This window comes from Geodermatophilus normandii, from assembly GCF_003182485.1.
Classification (GTDB): Bacteria; Actinomycetota; Actinomycetes; order Mycobacteriales; family Geodermatophilaceae; genus Geodermatophilus; species Geodermatophilus normandii.
In genome coordinates this window covers 2,030,738-2,049,533 of sequence record NZ_QGTX01000001.1, presented here as the reverse complement: position 1 = coordinate 2,049,533, position 18,796 = coordinate 2,030,738, and the positions used below count along the sequence as shown (strand labels likewise).

Genomic DNA, 18,796 nt, shown 5'->3' with positions numbered 1-18,796 from the left:
CTCCCGGCATCGGATCCTCGGTCGAGGACCGTTCTACCGGCGCTCCCCGGACCGCGGACGCGCGGGGTGGCCCGCAGCGGGCGCACCGGCGGCGGGCGCGGAGCCGCCGGCGTCGGCGGCCAGCGCCTGCAGCGCGGTGCGCACCATGAGCCGGACGCCGACGCCGATGGCCCGCTCGTCGACGTCGAAGGTGCCGCGGTGCAGGTCCAGCGGCGGGCCGCCGCCGTGCGTGCCCAGCCGGGCCAGCGCGATCGGCAGGACGTCGGCGAACCAGCCGAAGTCCTCCCCGCCCATGCTCTGCGGCGACTGGCGGACGTTCTCGGCGCCCACCGTCTGCATCGCCGCCGTGCGGAACAGCGCCACCGCCCGCGGGTCGTTGACCACCGGCGGGACGCCCGGCACGTACTCGACCTCGACGTCGGCCCCGGTGGGGGCGACCACCTGCTCGACCAGCCGGCGCAGCAGCTCCTCGGCGCGCTTCCACTCGTCGCGGTCGAGCACCCGCACGGTGCCGCGCAGGGTGCCCCGCTGCGGGATCGCGTTGGCCGCGACACCGGCGTTGACCGCGCCCCACACCAGGGAGAACCCCGCGCGGGGGTCGACCTGCCGCGACAGCAGGCCGGGCAGGCCGGTGACCAGGCGGCCGAGCGCGTCGACCAGGTCGACGGTCAGCTGCGGGCGCGCGGTGTGCCCGCCGGGACCGGTCAGCGTGACGTCGATGCGGTCGCAGGCCGCGGTGATCGAGCCGGTGCGCAGCCCGACCGTGCCGACGGGGATCGCCGGGTCGCAGTGCAGCGCGAACGCCCGCGAGGCGCCGTCGAGGACACCGGCCGCCAGGACGTGCGTGGCGCCGCCGGGGACGGTCTCCTCGGCCGGCTGGAAGACGCAGCGCACGGTGCCGGGCAGGTCGTCCGTGCCGGCCAGCGCCAGCACCGCGCCGAGCGCGACGGTGGTGTGCACGTCGTGCCCGCAGGCGTGGCACATGCCCTCGCGGGTGGAGGCGTACGGGACGTCCTTGAGGTCGGCCAGCGGCAGCGCGTCGATGTCGGCGCGCAGCACCACGGTCGGCGACCCGGACCCGACCTCCACCACCAGTCCGGTGCCGCTGGGCAGCCGGTGCGGCGCGAGCCCGGCCTCGGTGAGCCGCTGCTCGAGGTAGGCCGTCGTCTCCACCTCGGCGTAGGCCAGCTCCGGGTGCATGTGCAGGTGGCGGCGGACACCGACGAGCTCGGGGAGGTGCTCGTCGACCCAGGCGTCGAGCCCGGCGGCCAGCTCCTCGGGAGTCCGTGTCATGCGGCGTGCCCGCCGGCACACGCCGCCGGGCCGGGGACGGGACCGTCAGGGCCGGCGGCCGGGCCGGAGGTGGGCAGGCCGTTCTGCAGCTCGGCCAGCAGGCAGTCGACGACGGCGCGCAGGTCCCCGCCGGACTCCAGCGCCGCGGCCCGCTGCCGCTGGTAGGAGGCGCCGACGGCGAGCACCCGCTCCACCCCGGCGAGCTCCGCCTCGCAGCCCAGCCGCCTGGCCGTCGGCGTGAGGTCCTCGGCGAGGTCGAGCAGCGCCTGCCGCACCGGCCGCACGGTGCCCTTCTCGTCCACGACGACGTCGGCGTCGAGGCCGTAGCGGGCCGCCCGCCACTTGTTCTCCCGCAGGATCCAGCTCGGCGGTGTGGGCAGCGTGTACCCGCGGTCGAGCTGGGTGTCGAACTGCTCGACCAGGCACTGCGAGAAGGCGGCCACGACGCCGATCTCCTCGAGGGTGGGCAGGCCGTCGCAGATCCGGAGCTCCACGGTGCCGAAGCCCGGGTGCGGGCGGATGTCCCACCACACCTCGCGCACGCTCTCGATGGAACCCGTGGAGATCAGCGTCTCCATGTAGGTCTCGAAGCCGCCCCAGTCGGGCAGCTGGGTCGGCAGCCCCGCCGTCGGCATGGCCTCGAAGACCTTGCTGCGCGAGGAGGCCAGCCCGGTGTCGCAGCCGACCCAGAACGGCGAGGACGCCGACAGCGCCAGGAAGTGCGGCACGTACTGGGTGAGCGCGTTGACGATCGGCATCGCCTTGTCCGGCGAGCGGACGCCGACGTGCACGTGGACGCCGAAGATCTGCAGCCGCCGGGCCAGCCACTGCATCCGCTCGACCAGCTGCAGGTAGCGCTCCTTGGGCGAGATCAGCTGGGTCTGCCAGTCGGTGAACGGGTGGGTGCCCGCGCACAGCAGCCCGAGGCCGTGACGGTCGGCGGCGGCGGCGACCTCGGCGACGGTGCCCGCGAGGTCGGCGGTGGCCTCCTCGACGGTGGTGCACACGCCGGTGATGACCTCGACGGTGGACTGCAGGAGCTCGTGCTTGGCCTTCGGGTGCTCCTCGGCGCCGTCGGGGCGGATCTCCTCGAGGATCTCGATCGCGCCGGCGGTCAGCTCCCGTGTCTGCCGGTCGACGAGTTGCAGCTCCCACTCCACACCCAGGCTGGAGCGCTCCGAGGAGGCGAACGGGATCTGCACGCTGTCGAGGATAGGGAGATCGCGCGCTCCGCACCCCTCAGAGCGGCGCCGTCCTCCCGCAACCGGGCCACAACCGGTCGCGGCCCCCACCGCAACCGCCCCCGGGTGCGCTGGTGCCCCGCCGGGAGCAGCCCGGCACCGCACCGGGAGGTCCCACGATGAACGTCCGCACCCGTTCCGCCCTCTGCGCCCTGACGGCGGGACTCGTCGTCCTCGCCCCGTCCGCGGCCGTCGCCGATCCGCCCGCCGGCGACGACCGCACCCCGTCCTGCAGCCAGCTCCACCGCCGGGTCCTCGAGTGGCCGGGTCTCGGTCACGGCGGCCAGCGCGTGTTCTCCGACGCCTACGAGCTGTCCCTCCTGTCGCAGCCCGCGTGCACCGATCCCGACAGGTGAGAGGAGACCCGTGTCCACGACCGCGCGCCGCCGAGCCCTCGCCCCCGGCGTCCTCGCCCGGTCGTCGTCGTGGGCGGTGCTGCCGCACCTCGCCGCCCCGGTCCCCGCAGGCCGGGCGGCGCGCAGCCCGATGTCCCGTGGCGGTCCGCCGCTCAGGGGAGGTCGGTGCACGTGGGCCGCCACTCCCGGCCGGGCAGGTACTGCTCCCACTCGGCCGGGGTCAGGTCACGCCCGACCATCCCGCAGACGGCGGCGAGCCAGTCCTCCGGCCGGAGGGGATAACGCCGACCCGGGTCCTGCCCGCTGAGGGCGAGGAGCTCGTCACCGGCCGTCAGGAGGTGCAGGGAGCTCTCCGCCGTCCCGCTCGAGACGGGCAGGGGTGGTCCGCGCAGCAGCCCGCGCTCGGCACCGACCAGGGTGACCGACCCGTCCAGGGCCGAGACCGCCACCGTCCGCCCGTCGGGGAGCCAGTCGGCCTGGAGCACGGGAACCCCGACGCGCACCGGATCCCCCGCGGGCTCGCCACGTCCGGTGTCCAGGACCTGGACGACGCCGGTGCTGTCGACCACGACGAGGCGCTCCCCGTCCGGGCTGAACGCCAGGTCCTCGATCCGGCCGGGACCGTCGAGCCGTGTGATGTCCACGAGCTCGAACGTGTCTGCGTCCAGGATCCGGACCACGGCCCGGCTCCCGCTGCCCACGGCGAGGAGGCGGCCGTCGGCGCTGACGGCCGACACGCGTGCGTCGCTCATCCCCGTCGGACGGCTCTCGACCCGGCCGGTCGCGGCGTCCACGACCGCGAGTCCCGGTCCGCCCTCGATGGCCCAGCCTGCTCCTGAGCAGAGGAAGAGGTGCGACCCGTCGGGGGCCCACTCGGCGCAGGACACCACCGCGGCGGGCAGCGGTCGCCCGTCGTCGTCCACCTCTCCCCTCCACGGGAGCCGGATCGGGCTCCCCGGCCTCCGGGTGCGCGTGTCGACCACGGTGGCGGCCAGGCCGCTGGTCACGGCGACACGGCCCCGGTCGGGGCTCACGGCGACGGAGACGGGAGGGAAGACGGGGACGGGAGGCCGGCCGGCCACGGAGGAGTAGGCGGGCATGGCCGGCAGCTCCCCCACGGGCACGACCTCGAGCACCTCTCCCGTGGCCGGGTCGAGGAACGCCACCGCGACCTCGCGGGTGTCGACCGGGGGTTCGAGGACCGTGCCGCCGCCCGTGACCGACTGCCGGCGCACCGGGACGACGGCGAGCCGGCCGGGGTCCACCACCTCCGGACGGCCGGCCACCCACCACCCCGCCATCGCGGGGAACACGCTCCCGAACCCCCCGTCGGGCCGGACGTCCCAGACGACCACGGTGTCGTCCGGCGCCGCGGTGAACAGCCGGTCCCCGTCCGGGGCGATCCGTGCCCACGTCACGGCCCCCGGGTGCCCGCTCAGCGCCTCGCGCTGCGTCCACAGCCCGGTGACCGGGTCCACGCCCCACAGGAGCGCGCCGGGCGCACCACCCACGGTCACCGCCCACGAGCCGTCCGGGGACAGCTGCACGTCGGACACCCCGCCCTGGTGGGCGTCGACCTGCTGCCGGACCGCGCCGTCCCGGTCGTAGAGCGTGACCGCCCCGTCGGCCCACAGCTGCGCAGCTCCTGAGGGGAACGCCCGGAAGTCCGCGGTCGCCGCCGTCCGCCGCGGCACCTGCAGCGGCACCTGGCGCGCCGAGGCCAGGTCGGTGAACGTGACCTCGCCGGCCGGGCCGGACCCCGGGGCCCAGGTGACCACCGCGGCACCGTCGGAGCTGACGCGCGCGGCGAAGGGGTCGGCCCCCGACGGCACGGGGCCCCCGACCGCCAGGTCGCTGGCCGACCCACCGTCCCGGTCGACCTCCACGACGCCCCAGCGGCTCCCGCCGGCGGGGTCCGGTCCCGGCCGCACCACGACGACGCGGATGCGCCGGCCGTCGGGGGTGAAGGCCATCCCGACCGGGAGACCGTCGAGGGCGTCGTCGGGGAGGAGCCGCTCGTCCGTCTCCGCGGTCACCAGGCGCAGCCAGGCGCCCAGCTCGTCGACTCCGGCGACGGCGGCCAGCTCCTCCGTCGGCGAGCCGGCTACGACACCCGCGCCCCGGACGTCACCGCCGTGCCGGACCACCCGGGGCGCCGGGTCACCCGGCGACCACCACGACCACTCGGACCCCTGCAGCAGCAGCGCCGCCCCGCCCGTCACCCCGTCGACGGGTCCGCCCTGGGTGTGCAGCACGCGCTCGACACGGCGGCGCTCGACGAGTGAGGTCAACAAGCGGTCCTCGGTGTCCGGGGTCCCGGCCAGCCGGACGGCCTGGGCGGCCAGGAGCAGCGAGAGGTCCAGCCGTCCGGCCTGGGTCGAGAGCGTCGCCAGCCGGTTGGCGTCGGCCACCAGGGCTGCTCGACGGGCCTCCTCCGCCCGCACCTCGGCGCCGCGCTGTGCCCGGACCGCCACCCCCGCCGTCACCAGCGCCACGAGCAGCACCGCGGCGAGACCGACGGCCAGCCCGCGGGTCCGCCGCCGGGCCGCCGCCTCGCGGTCGGCGCGGCGGTGTGCCGTCGCGAGCTCCGCGTCGGCGGCGGCGCGGGAGGCCTCGAGGAAGGCCCGCTCGACCGGCGTCGGGTCGGCGTCGGGCCGGTCGGCCCAGTCCAGCGCGGCGGTGAGCCGGGCACCGCGGTACAGCTCGTCGCCCGGGCGCCCGGCGGCGTCCCAGTCGTGCGCGGTGGGACCGAGACGCCGGCGCACCGCGCGCCCGGCCGCGTCCTCCTCCAGCCAGGTCGCCAGCCGCGGCCAGGCGGTGAGCAGCGCCTCGTGGGCCACCTCGAGCCGGTCGCCGTCGAGGGAGAGCAGCCGCCGGGCGACGAAGACCTCGACCACCTCCCGCCGGGCGGGGTCCCCGTCGTCGAACTCGGCACGCGGCACGGGACGCCGGACCAGCGCCCCGCCGTCGCCCACGTCGGCCAGGCGCACCAGCAGGCGGCGGGCCAGCGCCTGCCCGCGGGCGTCGAGCTGCGCCCAGGCCGCCTCGGCCGTGCGGGTGAGGGCTCCGGCGACGCCCCCGGCGGCCAGGTACCCGGCCAGGGTGAGCGTCCCGTCGCGGCGCCGCTCCCAGGTGCCCACGAGCGCGGTGGACAGCAGCGGGAGGGCCGAGGGCCGGCCCAGGACGTCGGCCACGACGGCCTCCACCAGGTAGGGCTCGACGGTCAGTCCCACGGCCGTCGCCGGTTCCCGCACGACCTCCCGCAGCTCCGCGTCGGTGAACGCCGGGACGAGCACGACCCGCCCGTCGAGCCGGGCCGTGAGCCCCGCGTGCTCGGTCAGCCGGCCGACCGCGTCCCCGCGCAGGACGAGCACGCAGCGGGCGGCCACCCCGTCGTCGAGCAGTCCCAGCACCGCGTCGAGGAACGCGGTGCGCTCGGCCGGGTCGCTGCCCGGTGCCCACAGCTCCTCCGCCTGGTCGACGACCAGCAGCACCGGCCCGTCGTCGTCCGCGAGCGGGGCGAGGACGTCGACGGGGCAGCGGCCGGGCGTGACGACGACGGGCCGCCAGGCCGAGCTGCCGGGCAGTGCCCCGGCGCCGAGCGCGGGGACGAGGCCGGCCCGGACGGCCGAGGACTTCCCGGCACCGCTGGGACCGGACACGACGGTCAGCGGCGCGTCGACGAGGCGGGCCACCAGCCCGGCGACCAGGCGCGCCCGGCCGCGGAACAGCGGGGCGTCCTCGGCCTGGTAGGCGGCCAGGCCCTTGTAGGGGCAGCGGGCGGCACCGGGAGGCGGACCGTCCGGTGCCGCCGGTGGCGGCGCCGGGAGGTCGAGGACCGGGTCCTGGGCGAGGACCGCCGCCTCGATGCCGCGCAGCGCGGGTCCGGGCGCGGCGCCCAGCTCCTCGGCCAGCAGCGCCCGGACCCGGCGGGTGGCGGCGAGCGCGTCGGCCTGCCGTCCGGCCCGGTAGAGGGCGAGCACGAGCAGTCGCCACCAGTCCTCGCGCAGCGGCTCCTCGGTGACCAGCCGCTCGACCTCGGGCAGCACCAGGGCGTGCTGCCCGAGCGCCAGCCGCGCCTCGTGCAGCCCGGTCAGGGCCCCGGTGCGGACCTCGGCCAGCCGGCGCCGCTCCCCCTCGGCGAACCCCGCGTCGGGCCAGTCGGCGTAGGGGTCCCCGCGCCACAGCGCCAGGGCGGCCGAGAGCTCGGTGACCGCCTCGGCGGGTGCGCCCGCGAGGAGGTGCGCCCGGCCGCGGGCGGCCAGGTCACCGGCGTGCAGGGCGTCGAGGTCGGCCCGGTCGACGGTCAGCGCGTAGCCGGGCCCCCGGCGGGCGACGTACCGCCCCGGGGAGCCCCGCGGGCGGCCCGGCTCCAGGGCGCTGCGCAGCCGGACGACGTGCGCCTGCAGCGACTTGCGGGCGGTCGGCGGCGGGGTGCCGTCCCAGAGCACGTCGGCGATGCGGTCGGTGGACACGGTCCCCGGCGCCCCGGCGGCCAGGACGGCGAGCAGCAGCCGCTCCTTGGCGCCGGGCACCGGCACCGGCACGTCGTCGTCCCCCCGGACCTCCAACGGTCCGATGACCGCGATCCGCACCGGGTCACGGTAGGGCGGGTCCCGGCCGGGATCCGGGGCAGCGGCGCGGGGCGCGGACGCCTCGCGCGGCGCCGTCCTGCCGTACCGGTCCGGTACCCGTCCGTGAGGACGTCAGACGGCGGCGTACTCCGGCGCCCCGCTCGCGGGCCGGCGGAGGAGGGCGGCGGCCGGTGCCCGCTCCAGCACGGCCGCGACCGCCCGGGGGCCGTACAGGTCGGGGTGCACGCGCACGCAGCACAGGTCGCGCCCGACCACCGAGAACCCGCGGCCGTCGTCGGAGGGGACCACGGCCTCGACCCGCGACCAGGGGATGCCGTGCACGTCGCCGTCGGCGTCGGCGTGCGCGAGGCCCTCGGCGGAGACGAGCAGCGCCACCCGCGCCGACGGGTCCAGCAGCCGGCGCACCAGAGGCGGGCGGAACAGCGTGCCCTCCGGCAGCTCCGGGCGGGTGCCGCACAGCGGACGGCGGGCGACCCCGGCCGGCCCGTCCCACGGCGCGGTGTCGGGGACGGCGAGGACGGCGGTCGGCTCGGCCCGGCGCAGCGCCGCGGTGACCTGCGCGGGCGTGACCGCGCGCCAGGCGGCGAGGGTGTCGGCGGCCGGGCGGAACGGCAGCCCGGTGGCCGCGCAGTACGCGGCGTCGGCCAGCTCCGCGCCGACGGCGTCCTCGTCGTCGAGCTCGGCCTCGAGGCCCTCGACGGCGTGCGCGACCTCCGCCGGCGTCGGACCGGTGGAGCACAGCTCGGCGAAGACGTCCCAGAGCAGCCCGGCCACCTCGGCGTCGTGCCCGGTCCGGGCGTCGACGACGACGGCCACCTCGCGGCGGGCGGGGGCGAGGTCGAGGGTCAGGGAGTCGACCGCGTAGGACAGCCCGCGGTCGTGCCGGGCGCGCTCGCGCAGCCGCTCCTGCACGACGTCGACCCCGAGGGCCAGCGCGGCGTCGGCGGGGACGTCGCCGGCCAGCAGCAGGCCGACGCCGGGCGCGTCGGTGTGCGTCCAGACCGGCCCGTCCTGCGGGCGCGGCACCGGCAGCCGGCGCACCGGGCGCGGCCCGTCGGGCAGGGGCAGCCGCAGCCCCTCCGGCAGCGGGCCGTGACACCACAGCGCGGCGTTGGAGCGCACGAACCAGCGGGCCGCGTGCGCCCGGACGGTCTCCTCGTCCAGGTACTCGGCGCCCGGCCCCGCCGAGACGGTCAGCCCCGGCCCGGCCAGGCCGTAGCGGGCCGCCCACAGCGCGCTGACCGTGGAGGAGCCGCTGCTGCAGCCCTCGGCCTGCAGGACGCCGACCTCGGCGGCCATCCGCTCGGTGGGCAGGTCGGCCAGCGCCCGGCAGACCCCCTCGAGGAAGGCGCCGACGGCGGCCGGGCGGCCGGTGGCGAAGAAGGCGGTGCTGTCGACGTCGGTGACGGCGTTGCAGCGCAGGTGCGTGCGCGGCAGCGCGGCCATCGCCAGGTGCTCGACGAGGTGCGTGACCTCGATGGTCGCGAACGTCTCGTCGCGCAGGCCCACGCCGAAGACCAGCGCGGCCGTCGTCCGCTCCCGCCCGCCGGCGCTGAAGACCGGGACGCCGTCGATCCGCGTTCGCTGCACCGCGCCATGGTCGGGGAGCGCACCGCCGCCGTCCCCGGCCGACACGCGGCCGGGGACGGCTGGGACGGATGGGTCAGCGGCGGGGAACGCCGGCGCGCTGCGTTAGCGTCGCCGGGTGAACGCACCCGATCCCGCGGCCACCGCCGCAGCAGCAGCCGCCGACCTGACCGCAGCCCTCGGGAACGGCCACGACGTCGCCGTCGTCATGGGCTCGGGGTGGGCGCCCGCCGCCGACGCCTTCGGCGAGCCCGCGGCCTCCGTCGGCATCGGCGACCTGCCCGGCTTCGCCGCCCCGACGGCGGTCGGCCACGGCGGGCAGGTGCGCTCGGTGCGCGTCGGCGACCGCAGGGTGCTGCTCTTCCTCGGCCGCACCCACCTCTACGAGGGCCGCGGCGTCGAGCCGGTCGTGCACGGGATCCGCACCGCGGCGGCGGCCGGCGTGCGCACCGTCGTCCTCACCAACGCCGCCGGCGGGCTGGCGCCCGAGCACCGGGTCGGCCAGGCGGTGCTGATCAGCGACCACCTCAACCTCACCGCCCGCTCGCCGCTGGTCGGGGCGACGTTCGTCGACCTCACCGACCTCTACTCCGCCCGGCTGCGCGAGCTGGCGCGCTCGATCGAGCCCGACCTGGCCGAGGGCGTCTACGCCGCGCTGCCGGGCCCGCACTACGAGACCCCGGCCGAGATCCGCATGCTGCGCACCCTCGGCGCCGACCTCGTGGGCATGTCCACCGCGCTCGAGGCGATCGCCGCCCGCGCCGCCGGCATCGAGGTGCTGGGCCTGTCGATGGTCACCAACGCCGCGGCCGGCATCACCGGCGAGAAGCTCGACCACGAGGAGGTGCTCGCCGCGGGGAAGGCCGCGGCCGGGCGGCTGGGGCAGTTCCTCGTCGAGTTCATCGGCCGGCTGCCGTGAGCCTGCCCGACGCCCTCCTCGACACCGCCCGCGCCTGGGCCGCCGACGACCCGCACCCCGGCGACCGCGCCGAGATCGAGGCGCTGGTCGCGGCCGGCGACACCGCCGAGCTCGAGCGCCGCTTCGCCGGGCCGCTGACCTTCGGCACCGCCGGGCTGCGCGGGCCGCTGCGGGCCGGGCCGGCCGGCATGAACGCCGCCGTCGTCACCCGGGCCGCCGCGGGCCTCGGCACGTGGCTGACCACCGCCGGCTCCGGCGGCGGGGGCGTCGTCGTCGGGTTCGACGCCCGGCGGCGCTCCGACGAGTTCGCGCGCGTCACCGCGGCGGTGCTGGCCGCCGCCGGCTTCGCCGTGCAGGTGCTGCCGCGGCCGCTGCCCACGCCGGTGCTGTCCTCGGCCGTGCGGTCGCTCGGCTGCGTGGCCGGCGTGATGGTCACCGCCAGCCACAACCCGCCGCAGGACAACGGCTACAAGGTCTACCTCGGCGACGGCGCCCAGCTCGTGCCGCCGGCCGACCGCGAGATCGAGGCCGCGATCGCCGCCGTCGGCCCCGCGCGGGAGGTCCCCACCTCCGACGACTGGACCACCCTCGGCGACGACGTCGCGGCCGGCTACGTGGCCGCCGTCGTGCGGGCGCTGCAGCCGGACCGGGTCCCGGCCGCCGACCGCGCCGCCGTGACCGTCGCCTACACCGCGATGCACGGCGTCGGCGCGGACACCACCCGGGCGGTGTTCGCCGCCGCCGGGTTCGCCCCGCCGGTCAGCGTGCCCGAGCAGGACGCGCCCGACCCGGCGTTCCCGACGGTCGCCTTCCCGAACCCGGAGGAGCCCGGCGCGGTCGACCTGCTGCTGGCGCTGGCCGGGCGCACGGGCGCCGACGTCGCCATCGCCGAGGACCCCGACGCGGACCGCTGCTCGGTCGTCTGCGACGGGCGGCAGCTCACCGGCGACGAGGTCGGCGCGCTGCTCGCCGACTGGCTGCTGCGCCGCGGCGTGCGGGGGACCTACGCGTCCTCGCTGGTCAGCGGCTCGCTGCTGCACGCGCTCACCCAGGCGCACGGCGTGCGGTTCGCCGAGACGCCCACCGGCTTCAAGTGGATCATCCGGGCCGGCACCGACGACGAGCCGCTGGTGTTCGGCTACGAGGAGGCGCTGGGGTACGCGGTCACCCCCGAGGTGGCCCGCGACAAGGACGGCATCTCCGCAGCCCTCGCCGTCGCCCTGCTCACCGCCGAGCTGAAGGCCACCGGCCGCACGCCGGTCGACCGGCTCGACGAGCTCGCGCGCGAGCACGGTCTGTTCGCCACCGGCCAGCTGTCGGCGCGGGTCGAGGACCTCACGCTCATCTCCGAGGCGATGGCGCGGCTGCGCGCCGACCCGCCGTCGCGGCTGCTCGGCCGCCCGGTCACCGCCACCGACCTGCTGACCGAGGACCCGCCGGTCGACGCCGTCCGGCTGCTCGGCGACGGCGTCCGGGTGGTGGTGCGGCCCAGCGGCACCGAGCCCAAGCTCAAGGCCTACCTGGAGACGGTCGTCCCCGTGCACGACGACGCGGGGGTGATCGCCGCCCGCGGCCGCGGCGAGGACGAGCTCGACCAGCTGCGCGGCGAGATGGCGCACGCGCTGGGGCTGTAGGGGACGCCGGCGCGCCGGTCCTCGACGTCTCCGGGCCGCGGCTGCCGGCGCTGCCGCCGTCGGAGGTGCCGGTGGTCGCCGCGCTCGGCTGCTGAGGGTCAGCGCCCGTGCCGTGGTCTCCGCTTCGGCACGCCGCGGCGGGCGACGGCCACCGACAGCCCGGCGGCGACCCCGGCGGCGACCAGCCAGCCGATCCCGGCGAGGACGCCCTGCCCCTCGCCCTCCTCCAGGGTCCGGACCCAGGTGACGACGAGGGCGGTAGCGAGCACCCACAGCAGCAGCGGCAGCGGCCGCCAGCGCCGGAGGTCGGCCATCACGACCACGGGCGCCAGGACGACGGCCCCGACCAGCGCGACGATCACGCCGGGAGTGTGCCGGACGGGCCCCTCACCTGCGACGTCGCCCCGCGTGCCGAGCGGGGACCAGGTCGGCCACCGGACGCCGGTGGGCCAGCCGGGAGGAGGTGATCCGCACCCCTCCGGGCTGGCCCGTCCGGTCGACCGGTGTCACCAGGTCGCGAGCTGCGGCTCCCGCCGGCCCGGGTACGCGGCGCCGTCGTACTGGTTGCGGCCGGGCTCGCCGGGGAGGCAGCCGACCACCACGAACAGGACGATCGGACCCGCGATCGGGACCAGGCCCCACAGCAGGAACCAGCCCGAGCGACCGGTGTCGTGCAGCCGGGTCACCGCCGCGCTGATCGACGGCGCGAACAGCGCGAACGTGACCAGCAGGGTGAACAGCCCGCCCGCGAAGCTCGTCCCGGTGCTGTAGGAGTAGTAGCCGTAGGACTCGTAGGACGTCCGGTAGAAGGCCGTGCCCAGCGCGAGGTCGGCCCAGATCGCCGCCACGCTGGCCGCCCACAGCGGCAGCGCGTAGTGCAGCCAGTAGGTGCGCCGGTCGATCCGGCCGCGGCGGACGTACCAGCTGCCCTCCATCGCCGGACCCGGCGCGGTGCGGCCGCCGTGGCCGTTCCCGTTGCCGTAGCCGAGGTACGAGTACTCGCTCATGTCGTTCTCTCCCGTGTCCGGCCCGCGGTCGGGGCTCCAGGACGTCGGGACCGAGACTGGCGGGGCGGCCTTGGACGGCGGTTGTGCGGAACTGGCGGCCGACCTGCGGACGGGCTCAGGCGGGGACGGACTCCCGGCAGCCCGAGGCCAGGGCCCGCTCGGCGGTCGCCAGCACGACGACGACCTCGCGCCCGAAGCCGACGTCGCAGGGGTGGGCGCCGCCGGTGAGCGCCGCGGCGCCGAGCTCGTCGACCGCCGCGGACAGCGACGCGACCGGGCTCTCGGTGTCGGGGAGCAGCACCAGCCGGCCGGCGTCCCCGTGCACGGTGAACTCGATGCCCGTGGCCAGCGGCGCCACGGTGTGCGACAGCGTGACGGTGGAGGCGACGCCGGGGGTGGCGTGCTGGAGCACCAGGTGCACGGTGTCGCCGGCCCCCGCGCCCGCCTGCACCGAGACCACCGGGCCCAGGGCCGGGACCAGCAGCGACAGGGCGTGCGGGCCGATGTCCCACAGCGCCCCGTGCTGCCGGCGCCAGGCCGAGTCGAAGGGGCTGCCGGCCAGCGCGGACAGCCACGAGGCGGCGCCGCCGGCCAGCCGGGTCCGGCCCGCCTGCGCCAGCCAGGTCGTCGTCGCGGTCTGGAACCGGAAGGTGAAGAACACGACCGAGGCGACGCCCGCGGACCGCACCGCGCCCACCACCCGGTCGGCCTCGGCGACGGTGAGCCCGATCGGCTTCTCCAGCAGCAGGTGGCGGCCGGCGGCGGCCGCCTGCTCGGCGAGGGGCACCTGGACGTCGGGCGGGACGGCGATCGACACCGCGTCGACCTGCTCGAGCAGCGCGGCGAGGTCGTCGGTGCCGGGGACGTCGAACGCCGCGCCGGCCTCGGCGGCCTTCGCGGCGTCGCGGCCCCAGATCCCGGCCAGCTCGGCCGTCGGGTGCGCGGCGATGGCCGCGGCGTGCACCGTGCGGGCCCAGTGACCGGTGCCCAGGACGGCGAAGCGCACGTCAGACCGCGCCGAACTGGCGGTCGCCGGCGTCACCGAGGCCGGGGACGATGTAGGCCTTGTCGTTGAGGCCCTGGTCGACGCTGGCGGTGAAGACCCGCAGCGGCAGCCCGCTCTGCTCCAGGCGCTCCAGGCCGACCGGCGCGGCCAGCGTGCAGAGCACGGTGATCTCGGTGGCGCCGCGGTCGGTGAGCAGCGTGCAGCAGTGCACCAGCGAGCCGCCGGTGGCCAGCATCGGGTCGAGGACGAACACGTGCCGGCCGACCAGCGACTCCGGCAGCGAGGCCATGTACGCCTCGGGCTGGAACGTCTCCTCGTTGCGCGCCAGGCCGACGAAGCCCATCTGCGACTCCGGCAGCATCCCGTGCGCCGTGTCGGCCATGCCCAGGCCCGCCCGCAGCACCGGGACGATCAGCGGTGGCGCGGCCAGCCGGTAGCCGGTCGTCGTCGTCACCGGGGTGGTGATGGGCTCCTCGGCGATCTCGAGGTCGCGGGTGGCCTCGTAGACCAGCATCTGGGTCAGCTCGCGCAGCGCCGCGCGGAAGGCGGCGTTGTCGGTGCGCTCGTCGCGCATGCGCGACAGGCGGGCACGGGCGAGCGGGTGGTCCACGACGGTCAACTGCACGCGCGACACCGTATCGGTCGGACTCCCCCGCTCAGGGCGCGACGGCGAGGAAGAGGAAGCCGGCCAGCAGGACCAGGTGGACGACGCCCTGCAGCCGGGTCGCCCGGCCGGGCACGACGGTGAGCACCGCGACGACGACGGTGACGGCGAGCAGCACCATCTGGGTGGAGCCCAGGCCGAGCAGCAGCGGCCCCTCCAGCCAGATCGTGGCCACCGCGATCGCCGGGATGGTCAGCCCGATGCTGGCCATCGCCGAGCCGAGCGCGAGGTTGAGGCTGGTCTGCAGCCGGTCGCGCCGGGCGGCGTTGGCGGCCGCGAGCGTCTCCGGCGCGAGCACCAGCAGGGCGATCACCACGCCCACGAACGACTGCGGGAACCCGATGGCGGCCACGCCGTCCTCGATGGCCGGCGACTCCACCTTCGCCAGCCCGACGACGGCGACCAGCGCCACCACCAGCAGGCCGAGGCTGGTCAGCGCCGCCCGCGACGACGGGGGGTCGGCGTGCGCGTCCTCGTCCTCGAGCACGGCTCCGCCCGGGCTCACCGGCAGGAAGAAGTCCCGGTGCCGGATCGTCTGGGTGACCACGAAGGCGGCGTAGAGCACCAGCGAGGCCAGGGCGGCGAAGGTCAGCTGCGCCGTGGAGAACTCCGGCCCCGGCCGGCTGGTGGTGAAGGTGGGCAGCACCAGGCACATCACCGCGAGGGTGAGGACGGTGGCCAGCGCCGCGCCGGCGCCCTCCCGGTTGAACTCGACGACGTCGTGCCGCAGCGCCCCGAGCAGCAGCGACAGGCCCAGGATGCCGTTGCAGGTGATCATCACCGCCGCGAAGACGGTGTCCCGGGCCAGGGAGGCGGCCTCGTCCCCGCCGGAGACCATCAGCGTCACGATCAGCCCGACCTCGATGACGGTGACGGCGACGGCGAGCACCAGCGACCCGAACGGCTCACCCACCCGGTGGGCGACCACCTCGGCGTGGTGGACGGCGGCCAGCACCGCGCCCACGAGCGCGGCGGCCACCACGACGACGAGCACCGGCCCGGGGTCGCGGCCCCAGGAGAGGGCGAGCACGACGAGCGCCAGCACCGGCGCGACGGTGGTCCAGCTCAGCCGGGGCGGTCTCGTCGTCGTGCCCACGCCCCACGCTCCCACGGGCGGGGGGACCCCCGGTCGACCGTGGTCCCGGAGTGGCCGATCGCACTGGGAGGATGGCGGCATGACCCACGTGCTCGACCCCGGGACCCTCGAGGCCGGGACCCGGCCCGCCCCCGGGTCCGGAGCGCCGTTCGACGACGTGACCCGCTCGGACGCCGCCCTCCGCGCCTTCCTCCACGGCCTGCCCGGTGTCGACCAGGTGGGCGCCGAGCAGCGCGCCGCCACCCTCGGCACCCGCTCGATCAAGACCACGGCCAAGGCCTGGGCGATCGACACCGCCATCTCGATGGTCGACCTGACCACGCTCGAGGGCGCCGACACCCCCGGCAAGGTCCGCTCGCTGGCCGCCAAGGCCCGCCGTCCCGACCCGACCGACCCCACCGCCCCCGCGGTCGCCGCCGTCTGCGTGTACGGCGACCTCGCCGGCGTCGCGGTGGAGGCGCTCGAGGGCTCCGGCATCCACGTCGCCGCCGTCGCCACGGCCTTCCCCAGCGGCCGGGCCAGCCGGGAGGTCAAGCTCGCCGACGTCCGCGACGCCGTGGGCAACGGCGCCGACGAGATCGACATGGTCATCGACCGCGGCGCCTTCCTCTCCGGCCGCTACCTCGAGGTGTTCGAGGAGATCGTCGCGGTGAAGGAGGCGTGCGGGGCCGCGCACCTCAAGGTGATCCTCGAGACCGGCGAGCTGGTGACCTACGACAACGCCCGCCGCGCCTCCTGGCTGGCGATGCTGGCCGGCGCGGACTTCATCAAGACCTCCACCGGCAAGGTGTCCCCCGCCGCCACGCTGCCGGTCTGCCTGGTGATGCTCGAGGCGGTCCGCGACTTCCGCGCCGCCACCGGCCGCCAGGTCGGCGTCAAGCCGGCCGGCGGCATCCGCACCACCAAGGACGCGGTCAAGCACCTGGTGGTGGTCAACGAGACCGTCGGCCCCGACTGGCTCTCCCCCGACTGGTTCCGCTTCGGCGCCTCCAGCCTCCTCAACGACCTGCTCCTGCAGCGGCAGAAGCTGCGCACCGGCCACTACTCCGGCCCCGACCACGTATCGGTGGACTGACGTGTCACAGCTCTTCGAGTACGCCCCCGCCCCCGAGTCGCGGTCGATCGTCGACGTCGCGCCGTCCTACGGCCTGTTCGTCGACGGCGAGTTCGTCGACGGCTCCGGGGAGCCGATGAAGACGGTCAACCCGGCCACCGAGGAGGTGCTCAGCGAGATCGCGGTGGGCACCGAGGCCGACGTCGACCGCGCCGTGCGGGCCGCCCGCCGCGCGTCCACCCGCGTGTGGGGGCCGATGCGCCCCGCCGACCGCGGCAAGTACCTGTTCCGGATCGCGCGGATCCTGCAGGAGCGGGCCCGCGAGTTCGCCGTCCTGGAGTCGCTGGACAACGGCAAGCCGATCCGCGAGTCCCGCGACGTCGACGTCCCCCTGGCCGCGGCGCACTTCTTCTACCACGCGGGCTGGGCCGACAAGCTCGGGTACGCGGGCCTGGGCCCCGACCCGCGCCCGCACGGGGTGGCCGGGCAGGTCATCCCGTGGAACTTCCCGCTGCTGATGCTGGCGTGGAAGGTGGCGCCGGCGCTGGCCACCGGCAACACCGTCGTCCTCAAGCCGGCCGAGACCACCCCGCTGAGCGCGCTGCTGTTCGCCGAGGTGTGCCGCCAGGCCGACCTGCCGCCCGGGGTGGTCAACATCGTCACCGGCGCCGGTGACACCGGCCGGGCCGTGGTCGAGCACCCCGACGTCGACAAGGTCGCCTTCACCGGCTCGACCGAGGTGGGCCGCTCGATCGCCCGCGCCGTCGCCGGGACCCGCAAGGTGCTGACCCTGGAGCTGGGCGGCAAGGCGGCCAACATCGTCTTCGACGACGCCCCGATCGACCAGGCCGTCGAGGGCATCGTGCGCGGCATCTTCTTCAACCAGGGTCACGTGTGCTGCGCGGGCTCCCGGCTGCTGGTGCAGGAGTCGGTGCACGACGAGGTCATCGCCTCGCTGCAGCGGCGGATCGGCACGCTGCGGGTGGGCGACCCGCTGGACAAGAACACCGACATCGGCGCGATCAACTCCGCCGAGCAGCTGGCCCGCATCCGGGAGCTCTCCGACATCGGGGAGGCCGAGGGAGCGCACCGGTGGCAGCCGGCCTGCGAGCTGCCCGACCGCGGCTTCTGGTTCCCGCCCACGGTGTTCACCGACGTCTCCCCCGCCCACCGCATCGCCCGCGACGAGGTGTTCGGCCCGGTGCTGTCGGTGCTGACCTTCCGCACCCCCGACGAGGCGGTGGCCAAGGCCAACAACACCACCTACGGGCTCTCGGCCGGGATCTGGACCGAGAAGGGCTCGCGGATCCTCGCGATCGCCGACCGGCTGCGCGCCGGCGTCGTGTGGGCCAACACGTTCAACCAGTTCGACCCGACGTCGCCCTTCGGCGGCTACAAGCAGTCCGGCTACGGCCGGGAGGGCGGCCGGCACGGCCTGGCCGCCTACCTGAAGGAGAGCTCCTGATGTCGGACCGGCTGGCCGTCCGCAAGACCTACAAGCTGTACGTGAACGGGGCCTTCCCGCGGTCGGAGTCCGGTCGCACCTACGAGGTCACCGACGCCCGGGGGACCTTCCTCGCCAACGCGGCGCACGCCTCCCGCAAGGACGCCCGTGACGCCGTCGTCGCCGCGCGCGGCGCCTTCGGGAAGTGGTCGCGGGCCACGGCTTACAACCGCGGGCAGGTGCTCTACCGGGTCGCGGAGGTCATGGAGGGCCGGCACGCGCAGTTCTGCGAGGAGGTGGCCGCGGGCGAGGGCCTGTCGGCCGGCCGGGCGCGGGCCGCCGTCGACGCCGCCGTCGACCGCTGGGTCTGGTACGCCGGGTGGACCGACAAGCTGGCCTCCGTGCTCGGCAGCGCCAACCCCGTCGCGGGGCCGTTCTTCGACTTCTCGCTGCCCGAGCCGACCGGTGTCGTCGCGGTCCTGGCGCCGCAGCGCTCGTCGCTGCTCGGCCTGGTCAGCGTGCTCGCGCCGGTGCTCGCCGGCGGCAACACCGCGGTCGTGGTGACGTCGCGGGAGCGGCCGCTGCCGGCGGTCACCCTCGGCGAGGTGCTGGCCACCAGCGACGTCCCCGGCGGCGTGGTCAACCTGCTCACCGGCGACGCCGGCGAGATCGGCCCGTGGCTGGCCGAGCACGACGACGTCGACGCCGTCGACCTCACCGGCGCCCCCGCCGGGCGGGCCCTGGAGCTCGAGCGGCTGGCGGCCGGCAGCATCAAGCGGGTGCTGCGCCCGCCGGCGGAGGAGCCGGACTGGACCGCCGACCCGGGCACCGGGCGGATGACGCGGTTCCTGGAGACGAAGACCGTCTGGCACCCCAAGGGCGTCTGAGCACCGTCCGGCC

The 18,796-nt window shown here is 76.6% G+C and carries 15 protein-coding genes; 6 read left to right on the top strand and 9 right to left on the bottom strand.

Going from position 1 to position 18,796, the window contains the following annotated elements; all coding sequences use genetic code 11:
* Positions 1 to 33: 33 nt before the first annotated feature.
* Positions 34 to 1,293 carry an amidohydrolase gene (locus JD79_RS10165; protein WP_110007601.1) on the bottom strand — a complete coding sequence of 420 codons (1,260 nt, stop codon included), beginning with the start codon at positions 1,291 to 1,293 and terminating at the stop codon, positions 34 to 36.
* A complete protein-coding gene (locus JD79_RS10160) occupies positions 1,290 to 2,495 on the bottom strand; it encodes a glutamate--cysteine ligase (RefSeq protein WP_110005412.1) in 1,206 nt (401 codons plus the stop codon). The genes JD79_RS10165 and JD79_RS10160 overlap by 4 nt, the downstream gene beginning before the upstream one ends.
* Positions 2,496 to 2,653: 158 nt before the next feature.
* Between JD79_RS10160 and JD79_RS10155 the strand changes: the two genes are divergently transcribed.
* Positions 2,654 to 2,890, top strand: coding sequence for a hypothetical protein (locus JD79_RS10155; protein ID WP_110005411.1), 237 nt, complete (start codon positions 2,654 to 2,656; stop codon positions 2,888 to 2,890).
* 152 nt (positions 2,891 to 3,042) lie between these two features.
* Here JD79_RS10155 and JD79_RS10150 read toward each other — a convergent pair whose 3' ends face one another.
* Positions 3,043 to 7,485, bottom strand: a complete 4,443-nt coding sequence (locus JD79_RS10150) for an nSTAND1 domain-containing NTPase (RefSeq protein ID WP_110005410.1) — start codon at positions 7,483 to 7,485, stop codon at positions 3,043 to 3,045.
* 111 nt (positions 7,486 to 7,596) lie between these two features.
* The gene (locus JD79_RS10145) at positions 7,597 to 9,075 is read right to left on the bottom strand and encodes a peptidase M16 family protein (RefSeq protein ID WP_110005409.1); all 1,479 of its coding nucleotides are present in this window, start codon (positions 9,073 to 9,075) and stop codon (positions 7,597 to 7,599) included.
* A gap of 115 nt (positions 9,076 to 9,190) precedes the next feature.
* Here JD79_RS10145 and JD79_RS10140 point away from each other — a divergent pair, with 115 nt between their 5' ends.
* Together JD79_RS10140 and JD79_RS10135 are read left to right on the top strand one after the other, a co-directional pair.
* Positions 9,191 to 9,991 (top strand): purine-nucleoside phosphorylase, encoded by an 801-nt coding sequence (locus JD79_RS10140; protein WP_110005408.1) that lies wholly within the window; start codon positions 9,191 to 9,193, stop codon positions 9,989 to 9,991.
* The gene (locus JD79_RS10135; RefSeq protein ID WP_245899988.1) at positions 9,988 to 11,625 is read left to right on the top strand and encodes a phospho-sugar mutase; all 1,638 of its coding nucleotides are present in this window, start codon (positions 9,988 to 9,990) and stop codon (positions 11,623 to 11,625) included. Before JD79_RS10140 ends, JD79_RS10135 begins: the two co-directional genes overlap by 4 nt.
* Before the next feature lie 98 nt (positions 11,626 to 11,723).
* On the opposite strand, the gene JD79_RS10130 is transcribed toward JD79_RS10135, so the two are convergent.
* The 5 genes from JD79_RS10130 to JD79_RS10110 form a co-directional block, all read right to left on the bottom strand.
* Positions 11,724 to 11,987: a hypothetical protein gene (locus JD79_RS10130; protein WP_110005407.1), complete on the bottom strand. Its 264-nt coding sequence runs from the start codon at positions 11,985 to 11,987 to the stop codon at positions 11,724 to 11,726.
* Positions 11,988 to 12,131: 144 nt separating this feature from the next.
* Entirely contained in the window at positions 12,132 to 12,632 is a 501-nt protein-coding gene (locus tag JD79_RS10125; RefSeq protein ID WP_146220419.1) for a DUF805 domain-containing protein, read from the bottom strand.
* A 115-nt stretch (positions 12,633 to 12,747) separates the two neighbouring features.
* On the bottom strand, positions 12,748 to 13,638 hold the full coding sequence (locus JD79_RS10120; RefSeq protein WP_110005406.1) for a Gfo/Idh/MocA family protein: 891 nt from the start codon (positions 13,636 to 13,638) through the stop codon (positions 12,748 to 12,750).
* A gap of 1 nt (position 13,639) precedes the next feature.
* Entirely contained in the window at positions 13,640 to 14,263 is a 624-nt protein-coding gene (gene upp, locus JD79_RS10115) for a uracil phosphoribosyltransferase (protein ID WP_110007598.1), read from the bottom strand.
* A gap of 31 nt (positions 14,264 to 14,294) precedes the next feature.
* Positions 14,295 to 15,398, bottom strand: coding sequence for a calcium:cation antiporter (locus tag JD79_RS10110; RefSeq protein WP_211307921.1), 1,104 nt, complete (start codon positions 15,396 to 15,398; stop codon positions 14,295 to 14,297).
* 79 nt (positions 15,399 to 15,477) lie between these two features.
* Between JD79_RS10110 and deoC the strand changes: the two genes are divergently transcribed.
* Genes deoC through JD79_RS10095 form a run of 3 tightly spaced genes read left to right on the top strand, consistent with a single transcriptional unit; the run spans position 15,478 to position 18,783 of the window.
* A complete protein-coding gene (gene deoC, locus JD79_RS10105; protein ID WP_110005404.1) occupies positions 15,478 to 16,473 on the top strand; it encodes a deoxyribose-phosphate aldolase in 996 nt (331 codons plus the stop codon).
* Between the two features lies 1 nt (position 16,474).
* Positions 16,475 to 17,917, top strand: coding sequence for an aldehyde dehydrogenase family protein (locus tag JD79_RS10100; RefSeq protein ID WP_110005403.1), 1,443 nt, complete (start codon positions 16,475 to 16,477; stop codon positions 17,915 to 17,917).
* Positions 17,917 to 18,783, top strand: coding sequence for an aldehyde dehydrogenase family protein (locus JD79_RS10095; protein WP_110005402.1), 867 nt, complete (start codon positions 17,917 to 17,919; stop codon positions 18,781 to 18,783). Before JD79_RS10100 ends, JD79_RS10095 begins: the two co-directional genes overlap by 1 nt.
* The last annotated feature ends 13 nt before the right edge of the window (positions 18,784 to 18,796 follow it).